At 55.7% G+C, this 26,664-nt stretch carries 29 protein-coding genes; 18 read left to right on the top strand and 11 right to left on the bottom strand.

Annotated features, from left to right (window positions below):
* Positions 1-11 precede the first annotated feature (11 nt).
* Complete coding sequence (locus JI62_RS22655) at positions 12-854, bottom strand: dihydrofolate reductase family protein (protein WP_170938585.1); 843 nt, start codon at positions 852-854, stop codon at positions 12-14.
* Between the two features lie 148 nt (positions 855-1,002).
* Between JI62_RS22655 and ribA the strand changes: the two genes are divergently transcribed.
* Complete coding sequence (gene ribA / locus JI62_RS15535) at positions 1,003-2,106, top strand: GTP cyclohydrolase II RibA (RefSeq protein WP_088701008.1); 1,104 nt, start codon at positions 1,003-1,005, stop codon at positions 2,104-2,106.
* A 47-nt stretch (positions 2,107-2,153) separates the two neighbouring features.
* On the opposite strand, the gene JI62_RS15540 is transcribed toward ribA, so the two are convergent.
* The 3 genes from JI62_RS15540 to JI62_RS15550 form a co-directional block, all read right to left on the bottom strand.
* Entirely contained in the window at positions 2,154-2,927 is a 774-nt protein-coding gene (locus JI62_RS15540) for a creatininase family protein (RefSeq protein WP_088701009.1), read from the bottom strand.
* Positions 2,928-2,976: 49 nt separating this feature from the next.
* On the bottom strand, positions 2,977-3,750 hold the full coding sequence (locus JI62_RS15545; RefSeq protein WP_240513265.1) for an FkbM family methyltransferase: 774 nt from the start codon (positions 3,748-3,750) through the stop codon (positions 2,977-2,979).
* An 81-nt stretch (positions 3,751-3,831) separates the two neighbouring features.
* Positions 3,832-5,337: a glucan biosynthesis protein gene (locus JI62_RS15550; protein ID WP_240513288.1), complete on the bottom strand. Its 1,506-nt coding sequence runs from the start codon at positions 5,335-5,337 to the stop codon at positions 3,832-3,834.
* A 309-nt stretch (positions 5,338-5,646) separates the two neighbouring features.
* Here JI62_RS15550 and JI62_RS15555 point away from each other — a divergent pair, with 309 nt between their 5' ends.
* Positions 5,647-7,230, top strand: a complete 1,584-nt coding sequence (locus JI62_RS15555) for an alkaline phosphatase (protein ID WP_088701012.1) — start codon at positions 5,647-5,649, stop codon at positions 7,228-7,230.
* Positions 7,231-7,259: 29 nt separating this feature from the next.
* Here the strand turns inward: JI62_RS15555 and JI62_RS15560 are convergent, their stop codons facing one another.
* The 4 genes from JI62_RS15560 to JI62_RS15575 all read right to left on the bottom strand — a co-directional run bounded on the left by JI62_RS15560 (position 7,260) and on the right by JI62_RS15575 (position 9,453).
* Complete coding sequence (locus tag JI62_RS15560; RefSeq protein ID WP_088701013.1) at positions 7,260-7,610, bottom strand: DUF4870 family protein; 351 nt, start codon at positions 7,608-7,610, stop codon at positions 7,260-7,262.
* A 19-nt stretch (positions 7,611-7,629) separates the two neighbouring features.
* Positions 7,630-8,565, bottom strand: coding sequence for a lysophospholipid acyltransferase family protein (locus JI62_RS15565; protein WP_088701014.1), 936 nt, complete (start codon positions 8,563-8,565; stop codon positions 7,630-7,632).
* Positions 8,566-8,567: 2 nt separating this feature from the next.
* Positions 8,568-8,954 (bottom strand): DUF4870 family protein, encoded by a 387-nt coding sequence (locus tag JI62_RS15570; RefSeq protein WP_088701015.1) that lies wholly within the window; start codon positions 8,952-8,954, stop codon positions 8,568-8,570.
* Between the two features lie 115 nt (positions 8,955-9,069).
* A complete protein-coding gene (locus JI62_RS15575; protein WP_088701016.1) occupies positions 9,070-9,453 on the bottom strand; it encodes a VOC family protein in 384 nt (127 codons plus the stop codon).
* A 40-nt stretch (positions 9,454-9,493) separates the two neighbouring features.
* Here JI62_RS15575 and JI62_RS15580 point away from each other — a divergent pair, with 40 nt between their 5' ends.
* The 13 genes from JI62_RS15580 to JI62_RS15640 all read left to right on the top strand — a co-directional run bounded on the left by JI62_RS15580 (position 9,494) and on the right by JI62_RS15640 (position 21,933).
* Entirely contained in the window at positions 9,494-10,138 is a 645-nt protein-coding gene (locus JI62_RS15580) for a class I SAM-dependent methyltransferase (protein ID WP_170938570.1), read from the top strand.
* A 181-nt stretch (positions 10,139-10,319) separates the two neighbouring features.
* A complete protein-coding gene (locus JI62_RS15585; RefSeq protein WP_088701018.1) occupies positions 10,320-11,693 on the top strand; it encodes an MFS transporter in 1,374 nt (457 codons plus the stop codon).
* Positions 11,694-11,817: 124 nt separating this feature from the next.
* Positions 11,818-13,605 carry an acyl-CoA dehydrogenase gene (locus tag JI62_RS15590; RefSeq protein WP_088701019.1) on the top strand — a complete coding sequence of 596 codons (1,788 nt, stop codon included), beginning with the start codon at positions 11,818-11,820 and terminating at the stop codon, positions 13,603-13,605.
* Between the two features lie 144 nt (positions 13,606-13,749).
* Complete coding sequence (locus JI62_RS15595; protein WP_088701020.1) at positions 13,750-15,378, top strand: acyl-CoA synthetase; 1,629 nt, start codon at positions 13,750-13,752, stop codon at positions 15,376-15,378.
* Positions 15,379-15,400: 22 nt separating this feature from the next.
* Positions 15,401-16,249 (top strand): 3-hydroxybutyryl-CoA dehydrogenase, encoded by an 849-nt coding sequence (locus JI62_RS15600; RefSeq protein ID WP_088701021.1) that lies wholly within the window; start codon positions 15,401-15,403, stop codon positions 16,247-16,249.
* A gap of 113 nt (positions 16,250-16,362) precedes the next feature.
* Positions 16,363-17,136 (top strand): enoyl-CoA hydratase/isomerase family protein, encoded by a 774-nt coding sequence (locus tag JI62_RS15605; protein ID WP_088701022.1) that lies wholly within the window; start codon positions 16,363-16,365, stop codon positions 17,134-17,136.
* Between the two features lie 114 nt (positions 17,137-17,250).
* A complete protein-coding gene (locus JI62_RS15610; protein ID WP_088701023.1) occupies positions 17,251-17,868 on the top strand; it encodes a LysE family translocator in 618 nt (205 codons plus the stop codon).
* A 52-nt stretch (positions 17,869-17,920) separates the two neighbouring features.
* Complete coding sequence (locus tag JI62_RS15615) at positions 17,921-18,610, top strand: glutathione S-transferase family protein (RefSeq protein ID WP_088701024.1); 690 nt, start codon at positions 17,921-17,923, stop codon at positions 18,608-18,610.
* Between the two features lie 110 nt (positions 18,611-18,720).
* On the top strand, positions 18,721-19,260 hold the full coding sequence (locus tag JI62_RS15620) for a YaeQ family protein (RefSeq protein ID WP_088701025.1): 540 nt from the start codon (positions 18,721-18,723) through the stop codon (positions 19,258-19,260).
* A 262-nt stretch (positions 19,261-19,522) separates the two neighbouring features.
* A complete protein-coding gene (locus tag JI62_RS15625) occupies positions 19,523-20,512 on the top strand; it encodes a lipid A deacylase LpxR family protein (RefSeq protein WP_088701026.1) in 990 nt (329 codons plus the stop codon).
* A gap of 65 nt (positions 20,513-20,577) precedes the next feature.
* Positions 20,578-20,898 (top strand): hypothetical protein, encoded by a 321-nt coding sequence (locus JI62_RS15630; RefSeq protein ID WP_088701027.1) that lies wholly within the window; start codon positions 20,578-20,580, stop codon positions 20,896-20,898.
* A gap of 97 nt (positions 20,899-20,995) precedes the next feature.
* Positions 20,996-21,517, top strand: coding sequence for a DUF421 domain-containing protein (locus JI62_RS15635; RefSeq protein WP_088701028.1), 522 nt, complete (start codon positions 20,996-20,998; stop codon positions 21,515-21,517).
* Between the two features lie 101 nt (positions 21,518-21,618).
* Entirely contained in the window at positions 21,619-21,933 is a 315-nt protein-coding gene (locus JI62_RS15640) for a DUF6693 family protein (protein ID WP_088701029.1), read from the top strand.
* Between the two features lie 72 nt (positions 21,934-22,005).
* On the opposite strand, the gene yghU is transcribed toward JI62_RS15640, so the two are convergent.
* Entirely contained in the window at positions 22,006-22,878 is an 873-nt protein-coding gene (gene yghU, locus JI62_RS15645; RefSeq protein WP_088701030.1) for a glutathione-dependent disulfide-bond oxidoreductase, read from the bottom strand.
* A gap of 106 nt (positions 22,879-22,984) precedes the next feature.
* On the opposite strand from yghU, the gene JI62_RS15650 reads away from it, so the two are divergent.
* Complete coding sequence (locus tag JI62_RS15650; protein WP_022520515.1) at positions 22,985-23,680, top strand: aspartate/glutamate racemase family protein; 696 nt, start codon at positions 22,985-22,987, stop codon at positions 23,678-23,680.
* 15 nt (positions 23,681-23,695) lie between these two features.
* Here the strand turns inward: JI62_RS15650 and JI62_RS15655 are convergent, their stop codons facing one another.
* Positions 23,696-24,127 carry an organic hydroperoxide resistance protein gene (locus JI62_RS15655; protein WP_088701031.1) on the bottom strand — a complete coding sequence of 144 codons (432 nt, stop codon included), beginning with the start codon at positions 24,125-24,127 and terminating at the stop codon, positions 23,696-23,698.
* Positions 24,128-24,245: 118 nt separating this feature from the next.
* Positions 24,246-24,689 carry a MarR family winged helix-turn-helix transcriptional regulator gene (locus tag JI62_RS15660; protein WP_088701032.1) on the bottom strand — a complete coding sequence of 148 codons (444 nt, stop codon included), beginning with the start codon at positions 24,687-24,689 and terminating at the stop codon, positions 24,246-24,248.
* 236 nt (positions 24,690-24,925) lie between these two features.
* Here JI62_RS15660 and JI62_RS15665 point away from each other — a divergent pair, with 236 nt between their 5' ends.
* On the top strand, positions 24,926-25,999 hold the full coding sequence (locus JI62_RS15665) for a TRAP transporter substrate-binding protein (RefSeq protein WP_088701033.1): 1,074 nt from the start codon (positions 24,926-24,928) through the stop codon (positions 25,997-25,999).
* Between the two features lie 70 nt (positions 26,000-26,069).
* Complete coding sequence (locus tag JI62_RS15670; protein ID WP_088701034.1) at positions 26,070-26,663, top strand: TRAP transporter small permease; 594 nt, start codon at positions 26,070-26,072, stop codon at positions 26,661-26,663.
* Position 26,664: the final 1 nt, after the last annotated feature.

Genomic DNA, 26,664 nt, shown 5'->3' on the forward strand with positions numbered 1-26,664 from the left:
AAGCTCAGCCCTCAGGCGGTGGTATCCCGCAGTCGCAGGTCGAACAGCGTGTCGTCACCGCAGCGGAAGGTTCGCGTGGGCGGGCGCAACGCACTCTCAAGCGTTTCGATGGGCGTCATCTTGAGGCCTGGCCTGCCGGAGCCGATCAGCAGTGGGGCAACCAGCAGATGCAGCCGGTCAACGGCACCCGCTTCGATAAACTGAGATACGGTAATACCGCCGCCCTCTACCAGTACCCGCGTCAGACCTTTGTCGGCCAGCAGAGTGACAACATCACTGGGGGTGAACTGACCGCTAGCATTCAGCGGCAGCTCGCAACGTTCAACGTGGGCCAGGCTCGTCGTCGCCTGCGATTCAGTCCCCACGGCAGACCCCACTATATGCAGCGTCGGGGCGCTATCGGTATTCAGCAGCGCCAAGTTATTGGGAATTCGGCCGCGTGGATCAAGCACCACCCGCGCCGGGTTAGTGCCGCTAACGTGGCGCACGGTCAACTGGGGGTTATCGGCGCTGGCGGTACCCGCACCGATAACCACCGCGTCGACCAAAGCACGCAGGCGGTGCAGGTGAACCAAGCTTTCATGGCCGTTGATGTAGTGGGAGTGGCCGCTTTCCGTCGCGATGCGGCCATCCATACTCTGCCCCAACTGCGCCACCACCCACGCAGGCCGACTGGCCAGTGGGGTCAGGCAATCGAGCAGTTCACGCGCCTCAGCGGCGACCGTTTTGTCCGTTTGCCACTCGCCGGTAGGCGTCAAGGTGATAGCCACATCGCAAGAGCGCTGATGGCGCAACGCCAGCAGCCATTCCCAGGCATCGCCCAGCGCAATAGTGTTGATATGGGATTCGGGCATGACGCCTCCGGGCTAAATAAACCGCTCCATCATGCGGGCTCTGGTCAGTTGAGAGCAAGTTGTTCAGAGCAAGAAGTCGTACAGTTGAGAGCAAACAGCTCAGTGCAAGCGTGCACCATCCCCCTTGTAAGGAAGCCAGGAGGCCTACATGTACCAGATTGAACGCGCTATTTTCGATATCCGTCGTGGATTGCCAGTGGTGGTGAATGCCAGTGGGCAGCGTTTGCTCGTGCAGGCACTGGAAGGCAGTGAGTCAGTTGAAGTGCTTGCCCAGTTAGCGGGCGAGCGGCCTTCGCTGGTGCTTACCCGTCACCGCCTAGCGGCGTTAGGCATGAGCTTAACCGCCGAAGCCGCCAGCTTGCCGTTGGTGGCCCACATTACGACCAGTGAGCTGCATAACTTGGCCGCTGCGGAAATGCTTTCGAAACCCGCTAGTGGGCTACTAAGCGGCTTAAAACCGGCAGGGTTAGCCGAACTAGGCGCGGTTACCCTAATGCGCCGCGCCTTGCTAATCCCAGCAGCGCTCTGCGCCTTTGTTAGTGAAGAAACCGCAGCGGATATTGAGGAGCAACTGGCAGACGGGCGGTTGCTTGAAGTCAACGCTCAAGACGCTGAACAGTGCCTTGCCGGGGCGCCGGGTATGCTTAAGCGGGTGAGTGAAGCGAATATCCCCCTTGAGGATGCTGCCGACAGCCGCTTTGTACTCTTCCGTGAGCCGGACGGCCTGCGCGAGCACGTTGCGGTGGTGATCGGTAAGCCGGAGCGCTGGGAAGGCGCGGTGCCGCTACGCCTGCACTCGGCATGTTTAACCGGCGACCTGTTCGGTAGCCTACGCTGCGACTGTGGTGAGCAGCTGCGCAACGCCGTGGCGGATATTCAAGCCATGGGGGGCGGCGTGCTGCTCTATTTGGCGCAAGAGGGCCGGGGCATTGGCTTAGCCAATAAGCTGCGCGCCTATACCTTGCAGGATGGTGGGCTGGATACCGTGGATGCGGATCAAGTACTCGGTTTTGGTGACGACGAGCGCCAGTATGCGGTGGCGGTGGATATGCTCAACGCCCTCAATATCGACCAGGTGCAGCTATTGACCAATAACCCGCTGAAGATGGAGGCGCTTCGTCAGGGCGGTATTGAGGTGGTCTCACGCCAAGCACTGTATGGCAGCGTGACCGACCACAATCAGCGCTATCTGAATGCCAAAGCTACCCGCGGTGGACACTTGCTGGAAGACGTATTAAGCAGCCAGCGATGAACCTGATGGGGCGCTGGCTAAAGTTGCTTCCCGCTGGTTCAGCGATGTTAGTTGGCCAGCGGCGGTAGGTGGGCAGTTTCCGTCACCACTGTCGCTAACTGACGAGCATAATGCTGCACCAACCGTTTGCCTAATTCAACGCTGGCGTGGCTGGCATCCCCGGCCACACCCTGGGCACTCAGGTCTTCCGCTAACCAAGCAAATGCCGCGGCCCCTTCGGCACTGACTAACGCATCACCTTGGGGCGCCGCGGGCGGTGCTGCCTGATAGCCCTCTAGCTGTACCAACGTGGGTGCCAAATAGTGCATCATCGCGGTTTCGAGCAGCCCGCCGTGTAAGCCGTAGCGTAGCTCTTCAGCGCCAATCGCGCCTTCCAGGGGGGGGAGCCGAGTATAGGTGGCTTTGACCACACGCATTGCATGCCGCCGCCGTAGCGTGAGCCCCGCCAAATCCATCACCGCCTTATTGCCACCATGGCTGTTAAGCAGTACTAAACGACGAATGCCGGCGCGGGCTAAGCTGTCGCCGTAGGCCTCCAGGGTGGCAATCGAAAGCGAAGCGGGCAGGCTGAGCGTGCCGGGGAAGCTGGCGTGCTCATCGCTGGCGCCTACCGCAATCGACGGCAGGCAGATGACATTTAAATTGGCATCAAGCGCCTCCAGCATCGCGGTCTGCAGGCCCTCGCCAATCATCAAGTCAGTGGCTAAGGGAAGGTGCGTGCCGTGCTGCTCAATGGCGCCAAGCACCAGTACCGCGACCGGGTCACGTTGGGCGAACTCGGCTAACTGTGGAGCGGTGAGGGTTTGCCAGTGGTGAATCATTGCGTGACGTGCCTATGCCTATAAAAAGTTCAAATAGCGTGCGCAAAAATTAAAGCGGGTTAAGCAGTAGCGGATGGTCTGAGCGGCAGGCGTAGAGATCCCCGGATGGAAGGGCTTCGGCTCCCGCGCTGAGCCACTCGCTAATCGCTTGCGGCGTTTGCCACTCTGCCCAGCGAAAATGGCGCTGCTCGCCCGCCACTACATTGTAGCGGTACTCGCCAAGACGGCTTAAATGGTTAACGCAGTCCTGGTTCACTTCCAGGGCGCCAGCCACAAACTCCACCGACAGCGCTGCTACTGGGCGGCTTAGTCCTGCCAGAACCTCGGCCTCAAAGCCTTCAACGTCTATTTTGATGAAGCTGGGCTCGCCATACTCATCAATTAACGCATCCAGCGTGGTCACCGGTACTCGCAGCCGTTGCTCCCAGCGTACCTGGCTAAAACCTGCGTTGCGCTCACCAATCTGCTCCCGCCACTCGGTGGCCAGGGTGGAGAGGGTCGGATTGCCGGGGCTGATAGCGATCTCGGCAAAGCCGCTGGTTGGGCCAGCCGCCATTGGCAGCAGGTTAATGGTCGTTGGTTTCACTAGGCGTTTAAACCACTTGGCGAGGTCGGGCTGGGGCTCCAGCGCCACCACTCTGGCGCCCAGCGCATGAAAAGCCGCGCTACGGTCGCCTAAATGCGCACCAATATCAAAAGCAACACTACCGGGGTGAATGAATGGCTTATAGAGGCGCTGGAGCCCGCGCTGGCGCCCCGGCCGCCAGTAAATAAACAGTGAGCGGGCTAGCCCGCCTGCGCTGCGCAGTCGTTGTAGCGCCATGCGACGCATTAGCTAGGTTCTCTGAATGGACGTGCATTGATCCAAACAGGCGCTGGCGATATAAGCTTTGCTTGATAAGGGCTATTCGTCATCGGGATACCACACGTAATTCCAGGTTTCGCTAACGGGTTCGCCATTTAAGGTGAGCCTTAGGCGCACATCGCTGGGTTGATCGCTCGCGGGCAGCCGGAAGCTCGCCCGCCAGCCGTTGTTGGGCAGCGAAGTGACTTGAGGGAGCAGTACCTCACCATGTTGGGAGCTGATATCGAGCTCGACGGCTTGGTCGGCGGTAATATCCGCTAACGCACCGCCCTGAAAATCGACGATAAATTGGCGCTCCTCCAGCGAGGAAGAGTCCGCTTGTCCCGGCACGCCCGCACGGCCATGGCGAGTACGAATGGCGCGGCCAAGTTGATGCTCATCGGGCTGGGCATTCAGCGTGTGAGTGAGATAGTGCAGGCGACGGGATTCGCCTGCATCCAGCGTATCGTCCGCCACCCAATAGGCGACAATGTTGTCGTGGGTCTCATCGGGAGTGGGGATTTCGACAAGTTCCACATGTCCCGGCCCCCACTCGTCCAGTGGAACAACCCACTGGCTGGGGCGGCGGTGGTACTGGGCTTCGACATCCAAGTAGCGATTGAAGTCACGCTCCCGTTGCATTAACCCGAAACCCTGAGGGGAGTCGTCTACAAACGTGGAGCTACGCAGGTGGGGGGGATTACTCAGTGGACGCCAGATCCACTCGCCGCTGCCAGTGTGCATCAGCAGACCGTCGGAGTCGTGCACCTGGGGGCGAAAATCGTCCGGCCGCTCGCGGCTTGCCTCACCGAAAGTGAACATGCTGGTGAGCGGGGCGACACCCAGCTTGGCAATATCTTCGCGGGCAAACAGCTCCGCTTCGACCTCGACCTGGGTATTCTCGCCAGGCTGGATAACAAACCGATAGGCACCGCTGACCGAGGGGCTGTCCATTAACGCCAGTAGCTCAATCTGTTCAGCATCCGCATCGGGTTTATAGAGCCAAAACTCACGAAATGCCGGGAATTCTTCGCCATCAGGGGAGGCGGTATCGATCGCCAGCCCTCGGGTGGAAAGTCCGTACGCCTGGTCACGTCCCACGATGCGGAAGTAGCTGGCACCTAGAAACACAGCAAACTCATCGGCGTATTGATCGCTATTAAGGGGGTAGTGGAGACGAAAGCCCGCATGGCCGCTGCCGGTAAGGTCTTGCTCTTTGAGCGCTGCAGCATTGCCATCATAAGTATAGTCTGCTGCAGAAAAGGGCAGGGGCGTTGCCGTGTCATTGTCGATAACGTTCAAGGCAATCGGGGTTTGGAAAAGAAAGCCGCTGTGAAATAGCTGTAGGCTAAAAGGACTCTCGTCTTTCCAGTAGGCATGTTCGGGGTCAAAGCGAATCTGCCGGTAGGTATCGTAGTCAAGCTCGCGCAATACCTCAGGTAAGCTCTCTTCCGGGGCTTGGTAGGCCTCTTCAGCGAGCTGTTGGGCGCGCTCAATAACCTTGCTGAAATGCTCATCGTCTTCAGCCAACGCAGGCAAGGCGAGCGTAGAGCCAATTAACACGATCCATTTACCAGGCCACCCCTTGGCAACAGGCCTCCTAAAAAACGGTCTTCTACCAACACAGTTACAACCCATGGATGAAATCCTTTCTGGTGAAGGCCTGCAAAACGCGTGGGCCTTATGCCAAGCAAAGCGTGAAGTCTTTACACAATAACTATACGATAAAATATGACAGTACATGATTATTGTGTTTTTCAGCAGCCTTATTCCTTGCTCTTGTGTCTTGCGATTGGGTACGCCCTCTCTTCGAGAGAGCGCTGACAGGTTATATCAGTGACATTGTAAGCAAAGGCAGTCCCAGATGAGAGTGCGATGAGTCGATTATTACTACTGTTTCTAACGCTGAATTTCTTACTCATTGCACCGCTCTGGTGGCGTTTTGGCGAGATCAGCTCATATTTGCTTGCTTGGGAGGCGCTTATCATTGCGCCGCTAATGCTGCTGCTCCCTGTTGGCCAAACGCGCCGCGTAGTGGCTGTTGGCGTGGTCAGTTGGGTGATGTTAGCAATTGCCGTGAATTTAGGCACTGCCGCCACCCAAATGGCCTTTGCCCGGCCACTCAATCTCTATCTTGATGTACCTCTGCTGCGCTCAATTTATCACTTGTTAGTAGGTAATGTAGGTCAACTGTTGGCAGTTTGCGCAATGCTGGCGGGGGTTGCCTCGTGGTTCGCCATCACACTGATTTTAGTGCGCCTGCTGCTGCCACCCGTCGCCTACTCTGTTAAGCGTCTGCCTGGTGTGGTGGCATTAACACTGCTAGTCATTGCCACGAGCAGTGCAGCGCTTGAGCTTAGTGGGATCCGGCTAGTGGATAGTGCTCGTTTACCGATGGTGAACACGACACGCTTTCAGTGGCAGCAAGTGACCGATACCCACGCCGCCCGCCTCGCCTTTACAGCACAGCTGGAGACCGCACCAATGGAAGCCCGCTCACTGCCGGGATTGGCGGGGCGCAATGTACTGCTCACCTTTATTGAGTCCTACGGTATCTCGGCGCTGGAAAATCCACGTTACTCCGATGTTCTACTGCCTACGCTAGCTGAAATGCAGCAGCGGCTGGGTGAACATGACCTCCATGTGGTCTCTGGCATGCTGGCCTCACCCATTCGCGGTGGGCAGTCGTGGCTGGCCCACGCGACAGCCCTCAGTGGCCGCTGGATCGACAACCAGCTGTGGTATCGGCTGATGCTAGACAGCGACCACACCACTTTGATCGATGATTTTCGTGCCACCGGTCAGCGCACCCTGAGTGTAATGCCCGCGATTACCCTGGCGTGGCCGGAGGGCGAGGCCTACGGTTTTGATGAGATCGCCGCAGCGAAAGATATCGCCTATGCCGGGCCTGCTCTCAACTGGGTCACCATGCCGGATCAATTTACTCTCGATTACACCCAGCGTTACTTGCTAGGAGAGACGCCGGTGTTTGCCCAATTGGCCCTAATCTCCAGCCATGCCCCCTGGACACCCATCCTGCCTGTCTTGGATGATTGGTCATCCATTGGCGATGGGGGTATTTTTGCTCCTTGGGAGGACGCTGGTGACCCGCCAGAAGTGCTGTGGCAAGACATTGAGCGTATTCGCGATCACTACGGCTGGTCGGTGGACTACGCTGTGAAAGTCACAGGCCGCTGGGCCGAACGCGTAGTGGATGATAATACCCTGATGATAGTGCTGGGGGATCATCAAGCCGCGCCGCTGATTACCGGCGACGATGCCAGCGCGGCAGTGCCGGTGCATATGATTAGCGGCGACCCAGAGCTATTGGCGCCCTTTATAAAGCGCGGCTTTGTTCCCGGCACGCTGCCTGCGCTCGAAGAGGCGAGCAGTGCGCCCAGAATGAGCCAGCTTCGCCACTGGCTGCAGACCGATTTTGGTGAGCTAGATGATGGTTAAGGCGGTGATAGCAGCGAGTGATGCGCAGTTTACCAAAGCCAGCTATTAGGGCGTGCCGGTGTTAGCCCTTTGCGCAAATCGAACCAGCCGAGCAGGCAGCGTACGCCCAGCCATACCGCTAACAGCGGCCAGAGCAGGGTGCCGACTATCACAATGCTGAGCAGGAAGGCGATGCAGGCATACAGGGTGCCGATCCAGAAGGTGCGAATCAGGTAACGATAGTGATGCTGCAGCCAGGGCGCCGCTTCTTTGCGATAGACATAGGCGATGATGACGCCAATCAGAAGGGTGATATTGGCTGTGACGATACCTGCTAGGTAGAGTGCGTAAATAATCTGTGGCGCGCGTATGTCATCGCGCTTTACAGGGGGTTGTGTCATCAGAGCTCTCTTTTTCAGCCTAATAAAGACGATAGTCGCGGAAATTGGCTAGATTTTGCTGCTCCTGCACTACTTTGCGGTAGCGTTTGTACTCCCATTGATACTGTGCCGGTTCCAAGGCAATTGCACTTTCAACACTCGCATTGACACCAGTGGCAGACTGCACATCCTCGTCGCTATAAACCCGCTCGTCGGCCTCCAAAAAATGGATTTCAAAGCCTTGACCAGGGATACGTAGCGCGACGCCGGTAACTACCCGCGCCTGAGTCCGGGCGACCAATTTCGGGAGCAGGGTGGCGGTGTAGGCCTCGCGACCAAAGAACGGCGCAAAAACACCACTGCCCCAGTCGGGCTCCTGATCAGGAAGTATGCCAATCGCTTCGCTGCGTTTAAGCGCTTTAAGCAGCGCCGCCACACCTCGAGGGTTGGTGGGTACCAAACTGGCCCCCATGCGTTCGCGGCCATGACGAATGACCGGGTCGAGGGCGGTGATTTTGGGCGGCTCGTACATAGCGGTAAAGGGAAAGTGACTCGAAAGCCAGAAGTTAAGCACTTCCCAGTTGCCGAAGTGGGGGGCAAGCACAATCACGCCGCGGCCTTCGGTACGGGCGTTATCGAGCTTATCGCGACCGTGCACCGCTAAAATGCTGGTCTCTACCTTGTTTGGTTCCGCCATCCAGGCGTGGCCCAGTTCCAGCATGGTAGCCGTTGAGTGGCGTAAACTGTGCTGACCAAGGGTTTTACGCTCAGCGACAGAGAGGTTTGGGTAGACCGCCGCTAAGTTGCGATCGGTGATCCAGCGCTCACGCTTATTAAAGCGGTAAACCAGGGGGCCGAGCGCCGAAGCAATACGCCACAGGCGCGCAAGCGGCCAGTGTGACAGTTGACGCCATAGCCAACTGATCGCGCTGGCTTTGGAAAAACGCCTAGCGTTATTAGCCCCCTGTGGTGTCATCGTTAAATCAACCAAGTATCTACATTGGACGGTGCGCGCTTCTCTTGCAGCCCTTTGAAGCCTTTAACGCAGCGAATAATCAACCAAATGGCTAACGGTAGCATGAGTAGGAAACCGAGCAGAACCGGGGTTAAGAGCAAGCAAACGAGTCCGTATACCAAACCTATCCAAAACGTACGAATCTGATAGCGGTAATGCTCGTCCAGCCACAAAGGGCCTTTGCCTTTATAGACGTAGGCGATAACCACACCAATAATCGACGTAAAACCAAGGATAAAACTGGCCAGATAGAGCGCATAAATAACCATGGCCATGGTCGTATCGGGCTGATGCTGCTCTTCGCTGATGACATTGCCCTCAAGTGGGGAATCAGTTTCCTTATCAAGCATAACGTTTCCTTTCGATCAATCTGTATAGATGCTGAAGTGAGTGATGATGCCGAGTACACATCAGTGCGCGCTGTTTAAGCGCGGCACATGATACCTTGATTCATTAGACTTAGCATTAACGCGAAGAGGGGCGGCAAATCTCTAGCAGATTGCCGTCCGGGTCACGCAGGTAGATGGATTCAATCGGGCCAGTGGCGCCTTGGCGAGCGACGGGGCCTAGCTCTACGTCAATCGCCAGCGCGTCTAAATGCTGCTTGAACTCGTTCAGCGGCAGTTGGCAACGCAGGCACAAATCCAGGCTGCCAGGCGTAGGCGTTGCTGAAATGGGGGCAATGTCAGTATCTGTTTGATGCAGGCGTAGTGCCGTATCCCCGAGCATCAAATCGACCCGCTGAGCATCGCGATAGCGTACGTCTAAGCCCAAAACCCGCGAGTAAAAATCCACTGCACGACTAATGTCGGTCACGGTAACAACAAGATGATCCAGACCTGATAGCATGCCACCTTCCTTAATACATAACGTTAAGCCAGAGAATACAATGATGCGCCGCTGTCCGCTCTGCGCTGAATCCACGATTGCGCTCTACCACCGGGATCGGCGTCGTGACTACTACCAGTGTGCCACGTGCAAGCTGGTATTTGTCCCCCCTGAGCAGCATTTGAGTGCTGCTGAAGAAAAGGCTGAATACGATAAGCATCAAAACTCGCCGCATGATACGGGATATCGACGCTTTTTAGGGCGTTTATTTACCCCGCTATTAGCCAAGCTCTCACCCCAAGCTCGCGGTCTTGATTTTGGTTCAGGGCCGGGGCCGACGCTGTCGGTTATGTTTGCCGAGCAGGGGCATCCGATGACTATTTACGACCTTTTTTACGCCCCCGATGCCTCAGTTTTGACACAAATATATGATTTTATCACCGCCACAGAGGTTGTTGAGCACTTGGCGCAGCCCGGCAAGGTGCTTACGCAGTTGGTGGCTCAGCTGGCGCCAAGTGGTTATCTGGGCTTAATGACCAAACGCGTTACTTCGCCGGAGGCTTTTGCCCGCTGGCACTATATTAGCGACCCCACCCATATCAGCTTTTTTAGTGAGGAGACCTTTCGTTGGTGGGCACAAAAGAATAGTTTAGTAGTGGAATTTCCTGGGCCTGACACGGTTATTCTACACAAAACGCTATCGTGAATAATTGTAACGTTAGAAAAGCATTGACTTTGCCCGCTTGAGGGCAATAATTGCGCGCCGCTATCCCGGCCTGACTCGATGTGCCAGGTGAGATGACGGTTTCTGTGGACACGTTTAGTAGCGTTTTTACGCCTGTTTTCAGCCCCTTTTTTGCACCACTTTTAGGCAAGACGAGGTTTTCATGTCGCGGCAACTGCTAGCCATGGCGCTGGCGCCCCTGTTAGGGCTCTTCATTCTCGGGATTGGCAATGGTTTTCTCGCCACCTTAATTACCGTGCGCCTGGATGCTGCCGGTGAGTCCGCTACGGTCATCGGTATTGTGTCGTCCGCTTATTTTATCGGCTTAGCGTTAGGCGCAATGGTGAATGACCGCCTGTTGCTGCGCATTGGCCATATTCGCGCCTACGGCAGTTTTGCCTCATTAGTCGCCGTCACGGTGTTGCTTCAGGGCTTGTTCTTCGACCCCTGGGCCTGGTTTGTACTGCGTCTCATTGGCGGCTGGGCCACGGTGGGGGTGTATCTGGTCATTGAAAGCTGGCTGCTTACGTCAGGCGATCAAAAGGTTCGCGGCCGCCTGCTGGCGCTTTACATGATTTCGCTCTATGCCGCTGGGGTACTGGGTCAGCTGCTGCTAGGGGTGACCAATGCCATGGGCGTCACCGCGCCCTTTATGGTAATTGGGCTACTGGCCTCGCTCTCAGTGCTGCCCATGGCGATGATTCCCCGGGTATCGCCGATTATGGAGCACGCCGAGCCGCTTCCCCCGCACCGTTTGATCACGCTGACGCCTACCGGCGTGATGGGCAGCTTAGGCTCCGGGATGGTGGTAGCCGCGGCGTATACTCTGTTGCCGCTTTATCTGCAGCGCATTGGTATGAGTGTCAGCCAAGTGGGGCAGATGATGGCGGTGGTGATTATGGGCGCTATGCTGCTGCAGTACCCGATTGGTCGCTGGTCGGATCGCCATGACCGACAGATGGTACTGATCGGCATTAGCGGTTTCTGTGTGCTGATCTCGGCGGCGATGCTCTGGCTACCGCTCTCTACGCCGATGCTGGCGCTGCTGCTGTTCTTGCTTGGCGGTGGGGTGTTTGCCCTCTACCCGGTGGCGGTGAGCCACGCCGCCGACCGCGCCCCCGCAGGGGCGCTGGTGCGCATGAGCCAGGGTCTGCTGCTGATCAACTCGATTGGCGCCACCCTCAGCCCCCTTATGATCTCCCCGGTGATGACCGCCATGGGCGATGCGGGCCTGTTCTGGGCCTTCGGCTCACTCAGTCTATTCTTCTTGCTGTTCTTCGCCTGGCGCCGCAGCGTACGCCCAGCGCCAGTGCCCGTGGCACCCTTTACCCCGACTACGCCCATGACCGCTGCCGGTGCTGAGCTGGTGGTCACCGAAGAGTTGATGCAGGGGGCGCTGGAGCACGAGCACTTGGAGGATCTCTCCGATGCCGTATGGGATGTGGAAGCGGCCGAGCCGGTGGTAGGGCCGCCCGCGGAAGATGAAAGCCATATCACTTACTATGATGATGTGGAACAAGTAAATAAGCGAAATTAAAACGCAGCAGAGACGTTGGTGGTAGCGGGTGATACCTTGGGCTAATGGTGTAGGTGAGAGAGTATTACTACTATCTAGGGCATGCTTTCAAACAATTGTTTAATTTTTCAGCCCGAGGTTCGCCATGAATGTTTACGCCGCACCGGTACGCGATTTGCGCTTTGTGCTCGAAGAGTTATTAGCGCACCGCTCGCTCAGCCTGCCGGGCTTTGAAGAGGCCACGCCCGACTTGGTCGAGGCGGTGCTCGAAGAGGCCGCAAAGCTGGCCGGTGACGTCTGGGGGCCGCTTAATAAAGTTGGCGATCAGCAAGGCGCCAAGCGCCACACCGACGGCAGCGTGACCACGCCGGAGGGCTTCGCTGCGGCTTACCAGGCGTATGTCGAGGGTGGCTGGAACGGTATTGGCGTGTCAGAGGCTCTAGGCGGCCAGAACCTACCGGAAGTGGTTGCCAGCGCGGTGCAGGAGATGCTTCATGGTGCCAATATGGCGCTGGGGCTCTGCCCCATGCTGACTGCCGGCGCCATTGAAGCATTGGCTCACCACGGCAGCGATGCACTCAAAGCGACTTACTTGCCCAAGCTGGTGGAAGGCACCTGGACGGGCACCATGAACCTGACCGAATCTCAAGCGGGGTCGGATCTCTCCCAAGTGCGCACCCGCGCCGTGCCTGAAAATGATTACTACCGCATCAGCGGCCAGAAGATCTATATCACCTGGGGCGAACACGACGCCGCCGAAAACATTATTCATCTTGTGCTAGCCCGCAAGCCCGATGCGCCGGAAGGCAACAAAGGTATTTCCCTGTTTCTGGTGCCCAAGTTCCTGGTCAATGAAGACGGCTCCTTGGGTGAGCGCAACGATGTCACCTGTGCCTCTATTGAGCATAAGCTGGGCATTCACGGCTCGCCGACGTGCACCCTGAGCTTTGGCGAAAATGACGGCGCCATTGGCTACTTGGTCGGCGAAGAGGGGCGTGGCCTGAACCATATGTTCACCATGATGAACGAGGCGCGGCACAAAGTCGGCATCCAGGGCATTGGTGTGGCTGAGCGCGCCTGCCAGCACGCTTTTGCCTATGCGTTGGAGCGTCGTCAAGGGCGCTCTCCCAAAACCCGTGGCGGCGCAGAGTGCAGCATCAGCGATCACTTGGACGTGCGCCGTATGCTGCTCTCCATGCGTTCGCGCACCGATGCGCTGCGCGCCCTGGCGCTCTATTGCGCCGCCGAGTTGGACACTGCCCGCCACGCGGAAAATGATGATGCCCGCCAAACTGCCCAGGCCCGTGCGGATATTTTGATTCCAGTGATTAAAAGCTTCTCTACCGATCAGGCAGTGGAGATTGCCTCCATGGGCATTCAGGTGCATGGCGGCATGGGCTATGTGGAGGAGACCGGCGCTGCCCAACTGCTGCGCGATGCACGCATTGCGCCGATTTACGAAGGCACTAACGGTATTCAGGCGCTCGATCTGGCGGGTCGTAAACTCCAGCGAGACAACGGCGAAGCGCTCACCGTGCTGCTGCATGACGTTGCTGCTACCGTGGAGCAGCTCAACGCCGACCCTGCCCTGAAAGCGTTGGGCAGTGGTTTGGCCGCAGGGCTTGAAGATCTAAAAGTTGCCCAAGCGCTGGTGCTTGAGCAAGGTCGCGACCCTGAAATCGGCCCAGACGCAGTGCAGGCTTACGCTACGCCGTTCCTTAACTTGACGGGCCATGTGCTGTGCGCCTGGCAGATGGGCCAGGCGGCGCTTAGCGCCCAGGCAGCCCTTAACAACGGCAGCGATGATCCCTTCTATACTGCCAAAATGCGCAGCGCCGAATTTGCAATTACTCAATGGCTGCCGGTAGGCCGCGCCCAGCGCGCGGTGATAGAGGCGGGCATGCAGTGTTTAAGCGATTTTGAGGTTCATTAACGCTAATGTTTAGCTTCGCGCCGCCGCCCTCTGGGGCGGCGGCGCTGTTTCTGCCCTGTCAAAACAGTTATTTAAAACAATCATTTAAAACGATCTTTTAAAGCCAACGCTTTCAATAACATTAACAAAACTCAGGAGCCGACCATGACCGCTATCTTTGAGCAGGGCTTGCCCCAAACCGTTGCCAACCACGTGCCGCTTTCCCCGCTGACTTTTATCGAGCGCTCGGCGTCGATCTATCCTGACTACCCTGCGATTGTCCATGGCAGCACGCGGCGTACCTGGGGAGAGACCTGGTCACGCTGCCGCCAGCTTGCCTCGGCGCTCGAAAAGCGTGGTATTCAGCCGGGCCAAACCGTGGCGGCGATGCTGCCCAACATTCCCGCCATGTTTGAGGCGCATTTCGGCGTACCGCTCGCAGGCTGTGTATTGAATACCCTGAATATTCGCCTGGATGCCGAAGCGATCAGCTATATGCTGGAGCATGGCGAGGCCAAAGCGATTTTGGTCGACCCTGAATTTGCCGACGTTATTCAGCAAGCAGTGGCCAAGCTTAAACACAAGCCGCTGATTATTGATGTGGCTGATAGTGAGTTTCTTGGCGAGACTCAGGGCATTGGCGAAATTGAGTACGAGGCGCTGCTTAACGAAGGTAATGCTGACTTCGCCTATCAACTGCCTGCCGATGAGTGGGATGCGATCTCGCTGAACTACACCTCCGGCACCACCGGCAAGCCCAAAGGGGTGGTTTACCACCACCGCGGCGCTTATCTCAACGCGGTGAGCAATATTATGGAGTGGGCGATGCCCCACCATCCCATCTATCTCTGGACACTGCCGATGTTCCACTGCAACGGCTGGTGCTTCCCCTGGACGATTGCCGCCAACGCCGGAGTGAATGTCTGCCTTCGCCGCGTTGATCCCAAAAAGATCATGCAGTTGATCGCCGATGAAAAGGTCACCCACTTCAGCGGGGCGCCGATTATTCTTAATGGCCTGGTGAATCTACCGGCTGAAGACAAATGCGAGTTTGATCACCCGGTAAAAGTGACCACCGCCGGTGCCGCGCCGCCAGCCTCAGTGATTTCTGGGGTCGAAAAGCTAGGCATTGAGGTCACCCACGTATACGGCCTGACCGAAGTATACGGCCCGGTAACCGTATGCGCCTGGCGTGAAGCGTGGGATGAGTTGCCGCTGGAAGCACGTGCCAAAATCAAAGCCCGTCAGGGGGTGCGCTACCACATGCTTGAAGCGCTGTGCGTGGCAGATCCTCTCACTATGGAGCCAGTGCCCAAGGATGGACAAACCATGGGTGAAATACTCATGCGCGGCAATAACGTTATGAAGGGCTATTTAAAGAACCCCGAAGCCACCGAGCAGGCGCTGGAGGGCGGCTGGTACCACACCGGCGACTTGGCGGTTTGGCATCCGGATGGCTATATCGAGATTAAAGATCGCTCCAAGGACATCATTATTTCCGGCGGTGAAAATATCTCCACCATTGAGGTGGAGGATGCTATTTATGGCCATCCCGCCGTTGAAGAGGCAGCGGTGGTTGCCAAGCCTGACGAGAAGTGGGGCGAGACGCCCTGCGCGTTCGTGAAACTCAAAGTTGGTTACGGCGAAGTCACCGAGGCCGATATTATCGCCCACTGTCGTGAACATTTGGCAGGCTACAAAGTGCCCAAGACGATCATCTTCAGCGAACTACCGAAAACCTCAACGGGCAAGATCCAAAAATTCGTACTGCGTGAAGAAGCTAAACAGCATTGATAATTCACTAAGGAGAGCGTGCATGAGCGATCAAAAAATTGGCGTTGTAGGGGCCGGCACCATGGGGCAAGGGATTGCTCAGGTCATCATCGCCAGTGGCTTTGATGTCTGCCTTTACGATGTGGCTGAGGAGCAGTTAAGCCGTGCCGAGGAAAGTATCAACAAAGGCTTGGGCAAGCTGGTAGCGAAAGAGAAGCTCAGTGAGGCGGATAAGCACGCTGCCATGGCACGTCTCTCCAACACCACCACGCTAGGTGACCTGATTAAATGCACGGTCATTATCGAAGCTGCCCCCGAACAGCCCGAACTCAAAGAGAAGCTGTTTCGTGATCTAAGCCAGTTGAGCAGCACCGCTATTCTAGCTTCCAACACCTCGTCGCTGTCGCTTACCCGCCTAGCGGCGGTTTGCGAACACCCCGAGCGTGTGGTGGGTATGCACTTCTTTAATCCGGTGCCGGTGCTCAAGCTGGTGGAAGTCATCCGCGCCGAACAGACCTCGGACGCTACCGTTGCCGAGATTGAAGCCCTTGCGAAGGCGTTGGGTAAAACCGCGGTGCCGGTAGGCGACGCGCCAGGCTTTGCGGTGAACCGCCTGCTGGTGCCGATGATCAACGAAGCTGCCTTTATCGTTCAAGAGGGCACCGCGACACCCGAAGCGATTGATAACGCCATGAAACTCGGCGCGGCTCACCCCATGGGGCCACTGGCGCTGGCCGATTTGATCGGCCTGGATGTCTGCCTGGCGATTATGGAAGTGCTCCAAGAGGGCTTTGGTGATCCCAAATACCGCCCCTGCCCCTTGCTTAAGCGTATGGTCGCCGCGGGCTATCTTGGCCGCAAAACCGGTCGCGGTTTCTACAATTACGACTAGCTTTTGCAGAGCAGGATAGTGCGGCGATAAGAAGTTATTGCCACTCAACCAAGCGTTCGCTAGGGTTGGTGTTTACGTTAACGTGCAATAACAAATCAAATAAGGAGTCCGCCATGAGCGAAACAGTGATCGAGAAGGTTGATAACGATGGGATGGTGCGCCTGACCATCAATCGTCCTAAAGCGCTGAATGCCCTGAACAGCGAAGTGCTCGCCGCGCTGGAAGCGCAGCTGGTAGAGCTTGAGTCCCACCCCACGCTACGTGGCGTAGTGATTACCGGCGCGGGCGAGAAATCCTTCGTGGCGGGTGCTGATATCACCGAAATGCGTGACAAAACACCTGAAGAGGCGCGAGCCTTCGCCAGCCAGGCGCTACGCACCATTAAACGCCTAGAGACACTGCCCGTGCCGGTGGTCGCGCTGGTGAACGGGTTTTGCCTTGGCGGCGGCTGCGAACTGGCGTTGGCCTGCGACTGGGCGGTAGCCAGTGACAACGCCGTATTTGGGCAACCGGAAGTCTTGCTGGGCGTCATTCCTGGCTTTGGGGGTACACAACGCCTGCCACGCCGCGTTGGCCCCGCGATGGCGATTGATCTGGTCACCACCGGGCGCAAAATCGACGCCCAAGAGGCGCTACGTATCGGCTTGGTGAACCGGGTGATGCCGCAAGCAGAGTTAGAAAACTACGTTGAAGAGTTAACCAAGCAGCTCAAAGGCAACGGCCCGCAGTCGGTGCGTGGCGCTAAGCAGGCGGTTCACGATGGTATGGATCAAGACCTGGACAGTGCACTGGCGCTGGAAACCAGCCTGTTCGCCTTCTGCTTCGCCGGTGACGAGCAGAAAGAGGGCATGGCGGCCTTTGTCGAGAAGCGTAAAGCCAACTTCTAAAATCAGGCTTCTAAGCCTTCCTTCGTTCCGGTTTTACTTATTTAGGGGGTGGCGCTTGCGTCACCCCCGTTTTATGCTCAAAACCTAACCACCATCTTCAACAGAGTCGCCAATATGCAATGGGCCGCCTTTATCCTCGCCGCACTGGGTTTTGCCTATTTACCTGGGCCTGCGATGCTGTATACCGCAGCGCAAACCCTGGGCCGTGGCCGACGGGCAGGATGGTTAGCGGTGATGGGTGTACATATGGGCTGCTATGTTCATGTGATAGCCGCCGCGCTGGGCTTGGCGCTACTGTTTGCAGCGATTCCGCCTGCCTATATCGCCATGAAAATCATCGGTGGGCTCTATCTGCTCTGGATGGGGCTGCGGCTATGGCAACAGGGCATCCGTGCCCATGGCGATGAGGTACCGCTGGCCACCACTAAACGCGTGTTGCGCGACAGCTTTCTGGTGGAAGTGCTCAACCCAAAAACCGCGCTCTTCTTCGTCGCCTTTCTACCCCAATTTGTGCAGCCCGAGAGTGCGATGCCGGTAGCCTGGCAACTGCTTTGGCTGGGTATTGCCACCAATCTACTGTTCTCCTCTGCGGATGTCGTGGTGGTGCTACTGGCAAGCCCGCTGCGGGCGTGGCTACAAAAGTCCCAAGGCTCATCCCGCCTCATTCAGCGCATAGGCGGTAGTGTATTGATGGGATTAGGCGGTAACACGCTGGCTCAAGCGGCGCGTTAAAGATGCCTGCCCATATAGGCGAATTGTGTATCCTCACATTAAGGAGCGTTGCATGTTTGAGTTGTATATTGCCAACAAGAATTACTCATCTTGGTCGCTGCGCCCTTGGGTGCTGATGAAAGCGCTGGAGATTCCGTTTAATGAGCATCTAATGCCCTTTGAAGGGGGCACCGGTGCAAGCCACGACACCTTTATTCGCTTTTCACCCTCTGGTTTAGTGCCGTGTTTAGTGGATGACGATCTGGCGGTATGGGACTCCCTGGCGATAGTGGAGTATCTGGCTGAACAGCACACTAACGTTTGGCCGGGTGATAAGAGCGCACGTGCCTGGGCACGCTCTGCAACCGCAGAGATGCATAGTGGCTTTGGTGCGCTGCGTGACGAGTGTCCAATGAATTGCGGTGTGCGGGTGGCATTGGATAGCGTATCGGCCAAACTCAAAGCGGATGTGGCGCGCTTGGATATACTTTGGCAGCAGGGTTTGGAGCGTTTTGGCGGGCCGTTTTTAGCGGGCAAGCGCTTTACTGCGGTCGATGCGTTTTATGCGCCCGTGGCGTTTCGCGTGCAGACATTCAACTTATCGCTCAGCGCCGCGTCCCAAGCGTATGTTGAACACCTATTAGCGCTGCCCGCTATGAAAGCGTGGTATCAAGCGGCGCTTGAAGAGCCATGGCGTGAGTCCATGCACGAAGCCGATACGCTGAAAAATGGTACCCTTACCGCCGATTGCCGTGCGTCTTAACCTGGCTCTGATGCCAAGATATACCGATAGCCCGCTGTGGATGCTCTGGCAATTCACCAGGAGCATCCTGCATCGGGTACACTGACGAAAATTTTCGTTTGGAAATCTCCATGGCTCTTAGTGCAACGCCCTATAAAGTTGATATTAATCTGACCGATCTGGATCGCGGGGTGTATGAAACGCTGCGCTTTACCGTGGCTCGCCACCCGTCAGAAACCGAAGAGCGCATGACCGCGCGCTTGCTCGCTTATGTGCTGTGGTATAGCGAGACCCTCGCCTTTGGGCGTGGGCTTTCTGATGTTGACGAACCGGCACTGTGGGAGAAAAGCCTGGACGGGCGTCTACTGCACTGGATTGAAGTCGGTCTGCCGGATGCTGAGCGCATTACCTGGTGCTCACGGCGGGCTGAGCGCGTTTCACTGCTCGCCTATGGCCGGGTAGACCTATGGGAGAGCAAAGTGCTGCCCAGCGTGGCATCGCTGAAGAATGTCCATGTGGCGGGACTGCCCCAAGAGGCTCTGGCGACCATCGCGAAAGATCTGCCCCGGGCGATTAACTGGGCGGTAATGATTAGCGAAGGATCGCTGTTTATTACTGATGAAAACGGCCAGCACGAAATTACCCCGCAGTGGCTGCTGCGCGACAGGTAGTGATTCAACTAAGTCATTAGCCTACCCACCTCCGTCTAATCGACTACGCTATAAATCTAAGCAAATGACAGCAGAAGGGTGGCCTACGAGCTACCCTTTGTTTTTAGTGACTTAGCTCTTTTCTGCAGAAGACAGTAAAAGTATGCTTGCTATCTTTTTGCACAATTACATACAATCAACAATGTTTGTTGATGTCCTTCAAAAGCGGCCTCAAAAAACAGTCTTAAAAAACGCTCCCTAGGAAAATCTCAAGGAACGAGTAATGAAAGCAATTACCCCTCTACGATGGCAACTGCTCCCGCTAGTGGCTGTCATAAGCCTGATGTCAACGCTCGCGCAGGCCAGCGATAGCGTCCTCTCTGTTAAACACGAAAATGATGGTATGGCCAGCAGTGATGATGGCCACTTTACCAGCGGTTTTGAGCTCAATTGGGCGTTTGAACCAGAAGCGCAAAGTTGGACACAGCGTTTGGCCACTGCTTTGCCCGATAGCCTCATCGGCAACGCTGATATGGCAGCTTTCCGGCTTGTGCATCAAATCTACACACCCAACAATATTGAACAGCGTGGGTTGATTGAAAATGATCGCCCCTACGCAGGTCTCGTTTACGGCGGTATCTCTCTCTATGAAGATGTGCCTAGGGGGAACTGGCGCCAGGCGACTGACCTTCACCTGGATATTGGTTTGGTAGGCCCCTCATCACTGGCCGATAGTATTCAGCGTGAAGTGCACCGTGTCACTGAAAGCGACCGACCCAATGGGTGGGATAACCAGCTTGGCGATGAAGCCATCGTCAACCTCGCCATGCGCCGCCAGTGGTGGAATAGCACCCCATTGATTGGCAAACAGTTTGCCCATGGCCCCAGTGTCGGTGCCGCGTTGGGTAACCTCTACACCTACGCAAGCGCTGGGTATAGCGTACGTTGGGGGGATGAGGCGGCTGGCATTCCGACGTTGACACCCAACCCGGGTAGCCGCCACTACATGGTCGGTAAAGAGGGGTGGCAGTGGTACCTGTTTGCTAGCGTAGACGGATATTATATGGCGCAAAACCTGACGCTGGATGGCAATACGTTCAGAAATAGCCATTCGGTTGATCGCAAAGAGTGGGTAGGCGACGTATCAGCAGGGCTGGCGCTGGCCTGGGAAGATTGGCAAGTCACCTACGCGGCAGTACAGCGTTCACGGGAATTTGACGGCCAGGAAGAGCAGGATAAATTCGGTTCTATCACGCTATCTAAGCGCTTCTAAACGGTTAGGTTAGGTGAAATTAGGTGAGGTGAGTAGACGCGCCCAACGGGAAAGGAGTATTGCTTATGGCTGACAAGTATCCTCATACCCCGGATGGGCGCTATTTTGTCGCCAAAAATCGACTTTGGCGCTGCACTGACCCGCGCTTAGATGAAAACGAAAGACGAACCCATATCAAAGCATTGATGAAAGCCCGTCGGGCTGTTAGAACAGCCCAACAGCAAGAAGATGAAGACGCACTTCGCCAGGCCCGCAACGCGGTGCAAAGCGCTAAAGAAGCACTTGGTGAGCGTGGCCCCGTCTGGTGGGATGATAACGCCCCCGATGAAGGTGGCCTTGCGCCCCATAACAGTTCCTATGCCCAGTGGTGGGAGAGCCAGCACTAACTCCCCAATGACCTATACAACTGATCCAGTCCTGCTAGCCTAAATGTTGAAATATGTGATGTTTACATAACGTTGGCGTTTAAGGGAGTATGAGCACATGGAAATGTATTTTTTTAATGGTTGGGGAAATTTACTGCGCGTTATTATTGTTGGGGTACTGGCTTACGCTGCCCTCGTTTTTTTCTTGCGAATATCGGGTAATCGCACGCTTTCGAAGATGAACGCCTTCGATTTAATTGTCACGGTGGCGCTTGGTTCCACATTGGCCACGGTTCTCTTATCTAAAGATGTGGCATTAGCTGAAGGCGCTGTGGCGATGGCACTACTGATTTCTCTTCAGTTCATCATTACTTGGTTCAGTGTACGAACTGCCTGGGTGCGTCGGTTAGTGACGGGCGAGCCACTGATGCTGCTTTATCGTGGGGAATTTATTACCACCTCCATGCAAAAAGCACGGGTTACTCAGGATGAAGTTCAGTCGGCTATTCGCGGCAGTGGTATTGCTGATGTGATGGCAGTGGAAGCCGTGGTGCTGGAAACGGATGGTTCCATGAGTGTCATTAAGCCGAATGCAGAGAGCAGCCATTCGAGTTTAGAGGGGGTTCGTGGATCCCGGTGAAGCCAACACACAGTATATGTGTCTAAGTAATATTAGTTTTCCCGTTCACGTTTGCACCTGACGGTGGTATTCTTCGCCACTGTTAATTTTAAGGACGCAACGTGAATATCAAAGCTGATCTTTCCATTATCGATATCATCGGCCATCTGGTTGTTTGGGTGATACTCAGTATCATTACCCTTGGGGTAGCGCTCTTTTTCTTCCCCTACTCGTTTTCGCGGTTTGTGATTAACCGTACCACGGTCGTGGATGAAGCTGGCGTTGAGCGAAAAATGGTCTGCGATATCAATATTTTTAGCAATATAGGCCATATAATTTTGTGGATGCTGATTTCGTTAGTGACCCTGGGACTGGGATATATTTTCTACGTCTATCGGGTATGGAATTACGCGTTAAATAATTCGCGGGTTAAATAGTTTTATCCTGTCACCTGAGAGTGACCAAGAGCCTATGCTTAAACAGCCAGCATAGGCTCTTTTTTTGGCGGCTTAATCACCGTCAGTCAGTTTATCCTGCGTTTTGAGCTCGAAGTCGCTGGCATCATGACGTTCGTGCAACTGCTCATGGGGCTCGCCAAAGGTGCGGTTGACCATGCGGCCACGCTGAACGGCTGGGCGCTCATCGATCTCTTCCGTCCAGCGTAGAACATTCTTGTAAGTGTGGGCTTCCAAGAATTCAGCCGCTTCGTAGACACGGTTTTTCACCAGCGCGCCATACCAGGGGTGAATCGCCATATCCGCAATGGTGTACTCATGGCCCGCCATAAAACGGTTTTCCGCCAAGTGGCGGTCAAGCACATCGAGCTGGCGCTTGACTTCCATGGTGTAGCGGTCAATCGGATACTGGTATTTCTCCGGCGCGTAGGCATAAAAGTGACCAAAGCCACCGCCTAGCATCGGTGCGCTGCCCATTTGCCAGAACAGCCAGGAGAGGCACTCGGTGCGTTTTGCCGGGTCGCTGGGTAAGAAAGCGTCAAATTTTTCAGCCAAATAGAGCAGGATTGCGCCAGACTCAAACACCCGTTGTGGGGGATTGGTTGAGTGATCCATTAGGGCGGGAATTTTGGAGTTGGGATTCACCTCGACGAAGCCACTGCTGAACTGATCGCCTTCGCCAATTTGGATCAGATAAGCGTCGTATTCGGCACCAGCTACGCCTTTCTCCAACAGCTCTTCAAGCATCACGGTGACTTTGACACCGTTAGGCGTGGCCAGGGAGTAGAGCTGAAGAGGGTGTTTGCCTACCGGCAGCGCTTTGTCATGGGTAGGGCCTGCAATTGGGCGATTGATATTGGCAAATTTACCGCCGTTGCCAGGTTCCCACTTCCAAACACGCGGGGGTGTATAGGTATTGTCGCTCATTCGTTTCCTCGCTATAAATGGTTTATCGATAATGCTGCGGCTATTATTCGTGGCAGGGGGTGATTAGCCTGATAATAAAGTAGCTCATTTTCTTCAGAGGTGACGGATGCGTGTTATTGGTGTGTTGGGCGGTATGAGCTGGGAGTCGACCCAAGGCTATTACCGAGCCCTAAACGAGGGCGTAAAAGCAGCGCTGGGCGGATTTCATTCGGCTAAGATCGTGCTGGTTAGCGTCGACTTTGCCGACATTGAAGCGCTGCAACAGCAGGGCGATTGGCACGCCGCTGGTGAACAACTGGGCAACGCTGCCCAAAGTGTTGAGCGCGCGGGCGCCGACTGCCTGCTGATTGCCACCAATACCATGCATAAAGTGGCGCCCGCTATTGAGCAGGCGATTACGATTCCGCTACTGCATATTGCTGATGCCACCGCTGAACAACTTACCGCTGACGGAATCACTCGTGTCGGCCTATTGGGAACGCGCTTTACCATGGAGCAGGACTTTTATATCGGCCGCTTGGAAAAGCAGTTCGGTATTGAGGTCGTGGTGCCCGATCAGTCTGAGCGCGACACTATTCATCGGGTGATCTTTGATGAACTCTGCCAGGGTCGAGTAGAAGATGTATCGCGGCAGCGCTACCTGGCCATCATTGATTCCCTGCATGCCCAAGGAGCCCAGGCGGTGATTTTAGGCTGTACTGAAATCGCTATGCTGGTGAACCAGCGTGATACCACAGTACCTCTTTACGACACCACCGCTCTGCATGCCCAGAGAGCGGTGGCGTGGGCACTAAATGATTAATTTAGGTAACGACACTTAGACCAGTGTCAGGGTGACATTAATATTGCCGCGGGTGGCGTTGGAGTAGGGGCAGACAACATGGGCTTTGTCGACCAACTGCTGGGCGACATCCTGCTCAAGCCCGGGCAGGCTGATTTTTAGTTCGACTTCGATACCAAAGCCGGTAGGAATGGCGCCGATACCTACGTGGCCATCAATCTTCGTATCCTGCGGAAGCTTTACTTTCTCCTGGCCAGCAACATGCTTAAGCGCGCCTAAAAAGCAGGCTGAGTAGCCAGCAGCAAACAGCTGCTCTGGGTTGGTGCCATCACCGCCTGCGCCACCCAGCTCCTTTGGCGTGCTGAGTTTAACATCCAGCGCGCCATCGGACGATTTGGCTTGGCCTTCACGGCCCCCAGTGGCGGTGGCGTGGGCACGATAAACAACGTTTTCAATAGTGTTTGTCATTCTGTATCTCCTGTCAGTGTTTTCATTATGAAACTGCGTCACTAACTTAGCGCAGCTTTATTTTGCGCGCAATATAAATGGCAAGTAAATCTCAATGCCCTGCGCCAGCAAGCTAATGCTATTGGTTCTTTTGCAGGCTATCGCGTAGCCGCACTAAGTCCTCTTTCAGCATGGTTAGTGCCTCAATCGACTGCTCGCTGGCATGCACCACACAGCTGGGAATATGGCACGCCTGTTCGCGCAGCGCTTTGCCTTTCTCAGTGAGGTACAGCTCTACCACCCGCTCATCTTCGTGGCTGCGCTTGCGATTCAACAGCTGATCGGCTTCAAGGCGCTTAAGCAGAGGCGTCAGTGAGCCAGGATCGGTTAGTAGGCGCTTACTCAGTGTGCCTACTGTGATGCCATCGTTTTGCCACAATACCAACATGGCAAGGTATTGCGGGTAAGTAAGCCCCAACTTTTTGAGCAGAGGTTTATACACTTTGGTCATCATCAACGAGGTTGAATAGAGCGCAAAGCAAAGCTGGTGATCGAGCTCTAATTCGCTACAAGATGGTTGCACAAGTATGGGTTCCGATCCGAAATACGTCGCCTAATGTAGCGCGGGAAGCAGTGAGTGGCTATCCCTAGACGTTGGTCGTAAGTTGGCAGTTTTGTTTTGACACGCACAGGGCAGGTAGCTAGCCTTCGCATACTTAATGTTACCGGTAACAAGTTGCCGTTCATTGAATCGGCCATTAACAAACTCGCTATTAACAACTCAACCATTAACAACAATGAGTACTTGGAGATAACGCTATGACCGCTATTTGGCGCAACGCACTGACCTTGGTCGGCGCGACCACCCTGACATTGGGTATGGCTCATGCCCAAAGCCCCGAACTCTCTGATCCGCCTGAAATTGAAGGCGAGGTAGTTGGCGACCACGGTTCGCATACTTTGCGCATGGGGATTGGCCTTGCAGAAAGCTCGCCGCAGTACCTATCCAGCCAATACTTTGGTGAGATTCTGGAGCAGCGCACCGACGGCCGTATCACGGTTAACGTTTTCCCTAACAGTCAGTTAGGCGACGACGTTCAAATGATGGAAATGCTGCAAACCGGTACGCTGGATATGACCTATCCGTCGAGCTCAGCCACCACGGGTTACGTTGAAGAGCTGGCCGCTTTTGATCTGCCGTTCCTGCTGCCTAGTCGCGAAGCCGCTGTAGCGGTTATGCAGAGCGATGTGGCCCAGGGCATGCTGGATGCCTTTGAAGGCACCGGCCTGAAAGCGCTCGCCTTCTCTGAGAATGGCTATCGTCAGCTCTCGAACAGCGCACGTCCGGTGAGTAGTCCTGACGACGTTGCCGGTCTAGATGTGCGCGGTTTAAGCGTTCGTACCATGGAAAACCCGGTGCATCTGGCGATTTGGGAAGCCTTAGGCGCCAACCCCACGCCAATGGCCTTTGGTGAGCTGTTCTCCGCGATGGAGCAGGGCGTGGTTGATGGTCAGGAAAACCCCTGGAGCACCATCCTAACCTCTAACTTCAACGAAGTGCAGGACTATGGCACTGAAACACGCCACGTCTATACTCCCTTTATCATGATGCTTTCTGAGCGTACCTGGGATCGCATGGCGCCTGAGTATCAAGAGCTGGTGTTGGAAGCCGCTCGCCAGTCCGCAGAGTACGAAATTCAGCTCTCTGCTGAATACGATGACTGGTCACGGGATCAGCTAGCAGAGCGTGGTATGGAAATTACTCGACTGGACGACGAGCAGTTAGCCGCGTTCCAAGAGGCCGTACAGCCGGTCTACGAAGAGTGGGCACCGCGCATTGGTGAAGACCTGATCGCCGACATTCAAAAGATCGTTGAAGAGAGCAGCAACTAAACCTTACGTTTAGCGCACCACTTGGGCAGGCCGGTGAGCCTGCCCGACGTGTCAGTGCCCTGGAGTTCCTATGTCACTCTCCTCTACACCCCCCAATACGTCTACGCCGATTGAAGACCCCTCGGTGTATCTGGACGATCCCAACCGCAAATCGCTGGAAATCGATACCGATACCCACCAAGGCCCCGCTCTGTTCCGCTGGCTGACCTTAGGCATGGAGTATCTGATCGGCGCTATCTTAGTGGCGTTGATTGTGTCCGTTTCCAGCAACGTGGTGGGGCGTGCGCTGTTTAATCACTCGCTGCCCTGGGCGGATGAACTGGCGCGCATGCTGTTTATATGGCTGGTATTTATCGGTGCCGCCGCAGCGTTCTCCCGCTACGAGCACATTGCCGTTGATGCACTGGTGCGGCGCCTGCCGCTGCGGCTAGCACATATGCTTTATCTGCTGCAGCACCTGATTATTACCGGCCTGATGATGGTGATGATTTGGGGTGGCTACCAAGTGCTTGAGCGCTCTAGTGGGCGTTCGGCGATTATGAACGTACCGCTGAGTTTCATCAGTCTTTCGCTGGTGCTGTGCGTCATTTTTATTGCAGCAGTATCGATTTGGCGGATGTGGGTCAGCCTGAACGTTATTCGTCACCCTGAAGGGGAGCGCTAAT

It is taken from the genome of Halomonas campaniensis (assembly GCF_002211105.1).
In the GTDB taxonomy this organism is placed as follows: Bacteria; Pseudomonadota; Gammaproteobacteria; order Pseudomonadales; family Halomonadaceae; genus Vreelandella; species Vreelandella campaniensis_A.

What these genes read in the sequence shown, in the direction of transcription:
- JI62_RS22655 (WP_170938585.1), bottom strand. Translation starts at nt 854, where the DNA reads ATGCCCGAATCCCATATCAACACTATTGCGCTGGGCGATGCCTGGGAA.
- ribA (WP_088701008.1), top strand. Translation starts at nt 1,003, where the DNA reads ATGTACCAGATTGAACGCGCTATTTTCGATATCCGTCGTGGATTGCCA.
- JI62_RS15540 (WP_088701009.1), bottom strand. Translation starts at nt 2,927, where the DNA reads ATGATTCACCACTGGCAAACCCTCACCGCTCCACAGTTAGCCGAGTTC.
- JI62_RS15545 (WP_240513265.1), bottom strand. Translation starts at nt 3,750, where the DNA reads ATGGCGCTACAACGACTGCGCAGCGCAGGCGGGCTAGCCCGCTCACTG.
- JI62_RS15555 (WP_088701012.1), top strand. Translation starts at nt 5,647, where the DNA reads ATGAGTCGATTATTACTACTGTTTCTAACGCTGAATTTCTTACTCATT.
- JI62_RS15560 (WP_088701013.1), bottom strand. Translation starts at nt 7,610, where the DNA reads ATGACACAACCCCCTGTAAAGCGCGATGACATACGCGCGCCACAGATT.
- JI62_RS15565 (WP_088701014.1), bottom strand. Translation starts at nt 8,565, where the DNA reads ATGACACCACAGGGGGCTAATAACGCTAGGCGTTTTTCCAAAGCCAGC.
- JI62_RS15570 (WP_088701015.1), bottom strand. Translation starts at nt 8,954, where the DNA reads ATGCTTGATAAGGAAACTGATTCCCCACTTGAGGGCAATGTCATCAGC.
- JI62_RS15575 (WP_088701016.1), bottom strand. Translation starts at nt 9,453, where the DNA reads ATGCTATCAGGTCTGGATCATCTTGTTGTTACCGTGACCGACATTAGT.
- JI62_RS15580 (WP_170938570.1), top strand. Translation starts at nt 9,494, where the DNA reads ATGATGCGCCGCTGTCCGCTCTGCGCTGAATCCACGATTGCGCTCTAC.
- JI62_RS15585 (WP_088701018.1), top strand. Translation starts at nt 10,320, where the DNA reads ATGTCGCGGCAACTGCTAGCCATGGCGCTGGCGCCCCTGTTAGGGCTC.
- JI62_RS15590 (WP_088701019.1), top strand. Translation starts at nt 11,818, where the DNA reads ATGAATGTTTACGCCGCACCGGTACGCGATTTGCGCTTTGTGCTCGAA.
- JI62_RS15595 (WP_088701020.1), top strand. Translation starts at nt 13,750, where the DNA reads ATGACCGCTATCTTTGAGCAGGGCTTGCCCCAAACCGTTGCCAACCAC.
- JI62_RS15600 (WP_088701021.1), top strand. Translation starts at nt 15,401, where the DNA reads ATGAGCGATCAAAAAATTGGCGTTGTAGGGGCCGGCACCATGGGGCAA.
- JI62_RS15605 (WP_088701022.1), top strand. Translation starts at nt 16,363, where the DNA reads ATGAGCGAAACAGTGATCGAGAAGGTTGATAACGATGGGATGGTGCGC.
- JI62_RS15610 (WP_088701023.1), top strand. Translation starts at nt 17,251, where the DNA reads ATGCAATGGGCCGCCTTTATCCTCGCCGCACTGGGTTTTGCCTATTTA.
- JI62_RS15615 (WP_088701024.1), top strand. Translation starts at nt 17,921, where the DNA reads ATGTTTGAGTTGTATATTGCCAACAAGAATTACTCATCTTGGTCGCTG.
- JI62_RS15620 (WP_088701025.1), top strand. Translation starts at nt 18,721, where the DNA reads ATGGCTCTTAGTGCAACGCCCTATAAAGTTGATATTAATCTGACCGAT.
- JI62_RS15625 (WP_088701026.1), top strand. Translation starts at nt 19,523, where the DNA reads ATGAAAGCAATTACCCCTCTACGATGGCAACTGCTCCCGCTAGTGGCT.
- JI62_RS15630 (WP_088701027.1), top strand. Translation starts at nt 20,578, where the DNA reads ATGGCTGACAAGTATCCTCATACCCCGGATGGGCGCTATTTTGTCGCC.
- JI62_RS15635 (WP_088701028.1), top strand. Translation starts at nt 20,996, where the DNA reads ATGGAAATGTATTTTTTTAATGGTTGGGGAAATTTACTGCGCGTTATT.
- yghU (WP_088701030.1), bottom strand. Translation starts at nt 22,878, where the DNA reads ATGAGCGACAATACCTATACACCCCCGCGTGTTTGGAAGTGGGAACCT.
- JI62_RS15650 (WP_022520515.1), top strand. Translation starts at nt 22,985, where the DNA reads ATGCGTGTTATTGGTGTGTTGGGCGGTATGAGCTGGGAGTCGACCCAA.
- JI62_RS15655 (WP_088701031.1), bottom strand. Translation starts at nt 24,127, where the DNA reads ATGACAAACACTATTGAAAACGTTGTTTATCGTGCCCACGCCACCGCC.
- JI62_RS15665 (WP_088701033.1), top strand. Translation starts at nt 24,926, where the DNA reads ATGACCGCTATTTGGCGCAACGCACTGACCTTGGTCGGCGCGACCACC.
- JI62_RS15670 (WP_088701034.1), top strand. Translation starts at nt 26,070, where the DNA reads ATGTCACTCTCCTCTACACCCCCCAATACGTCTACGCCGATTGAAGAC.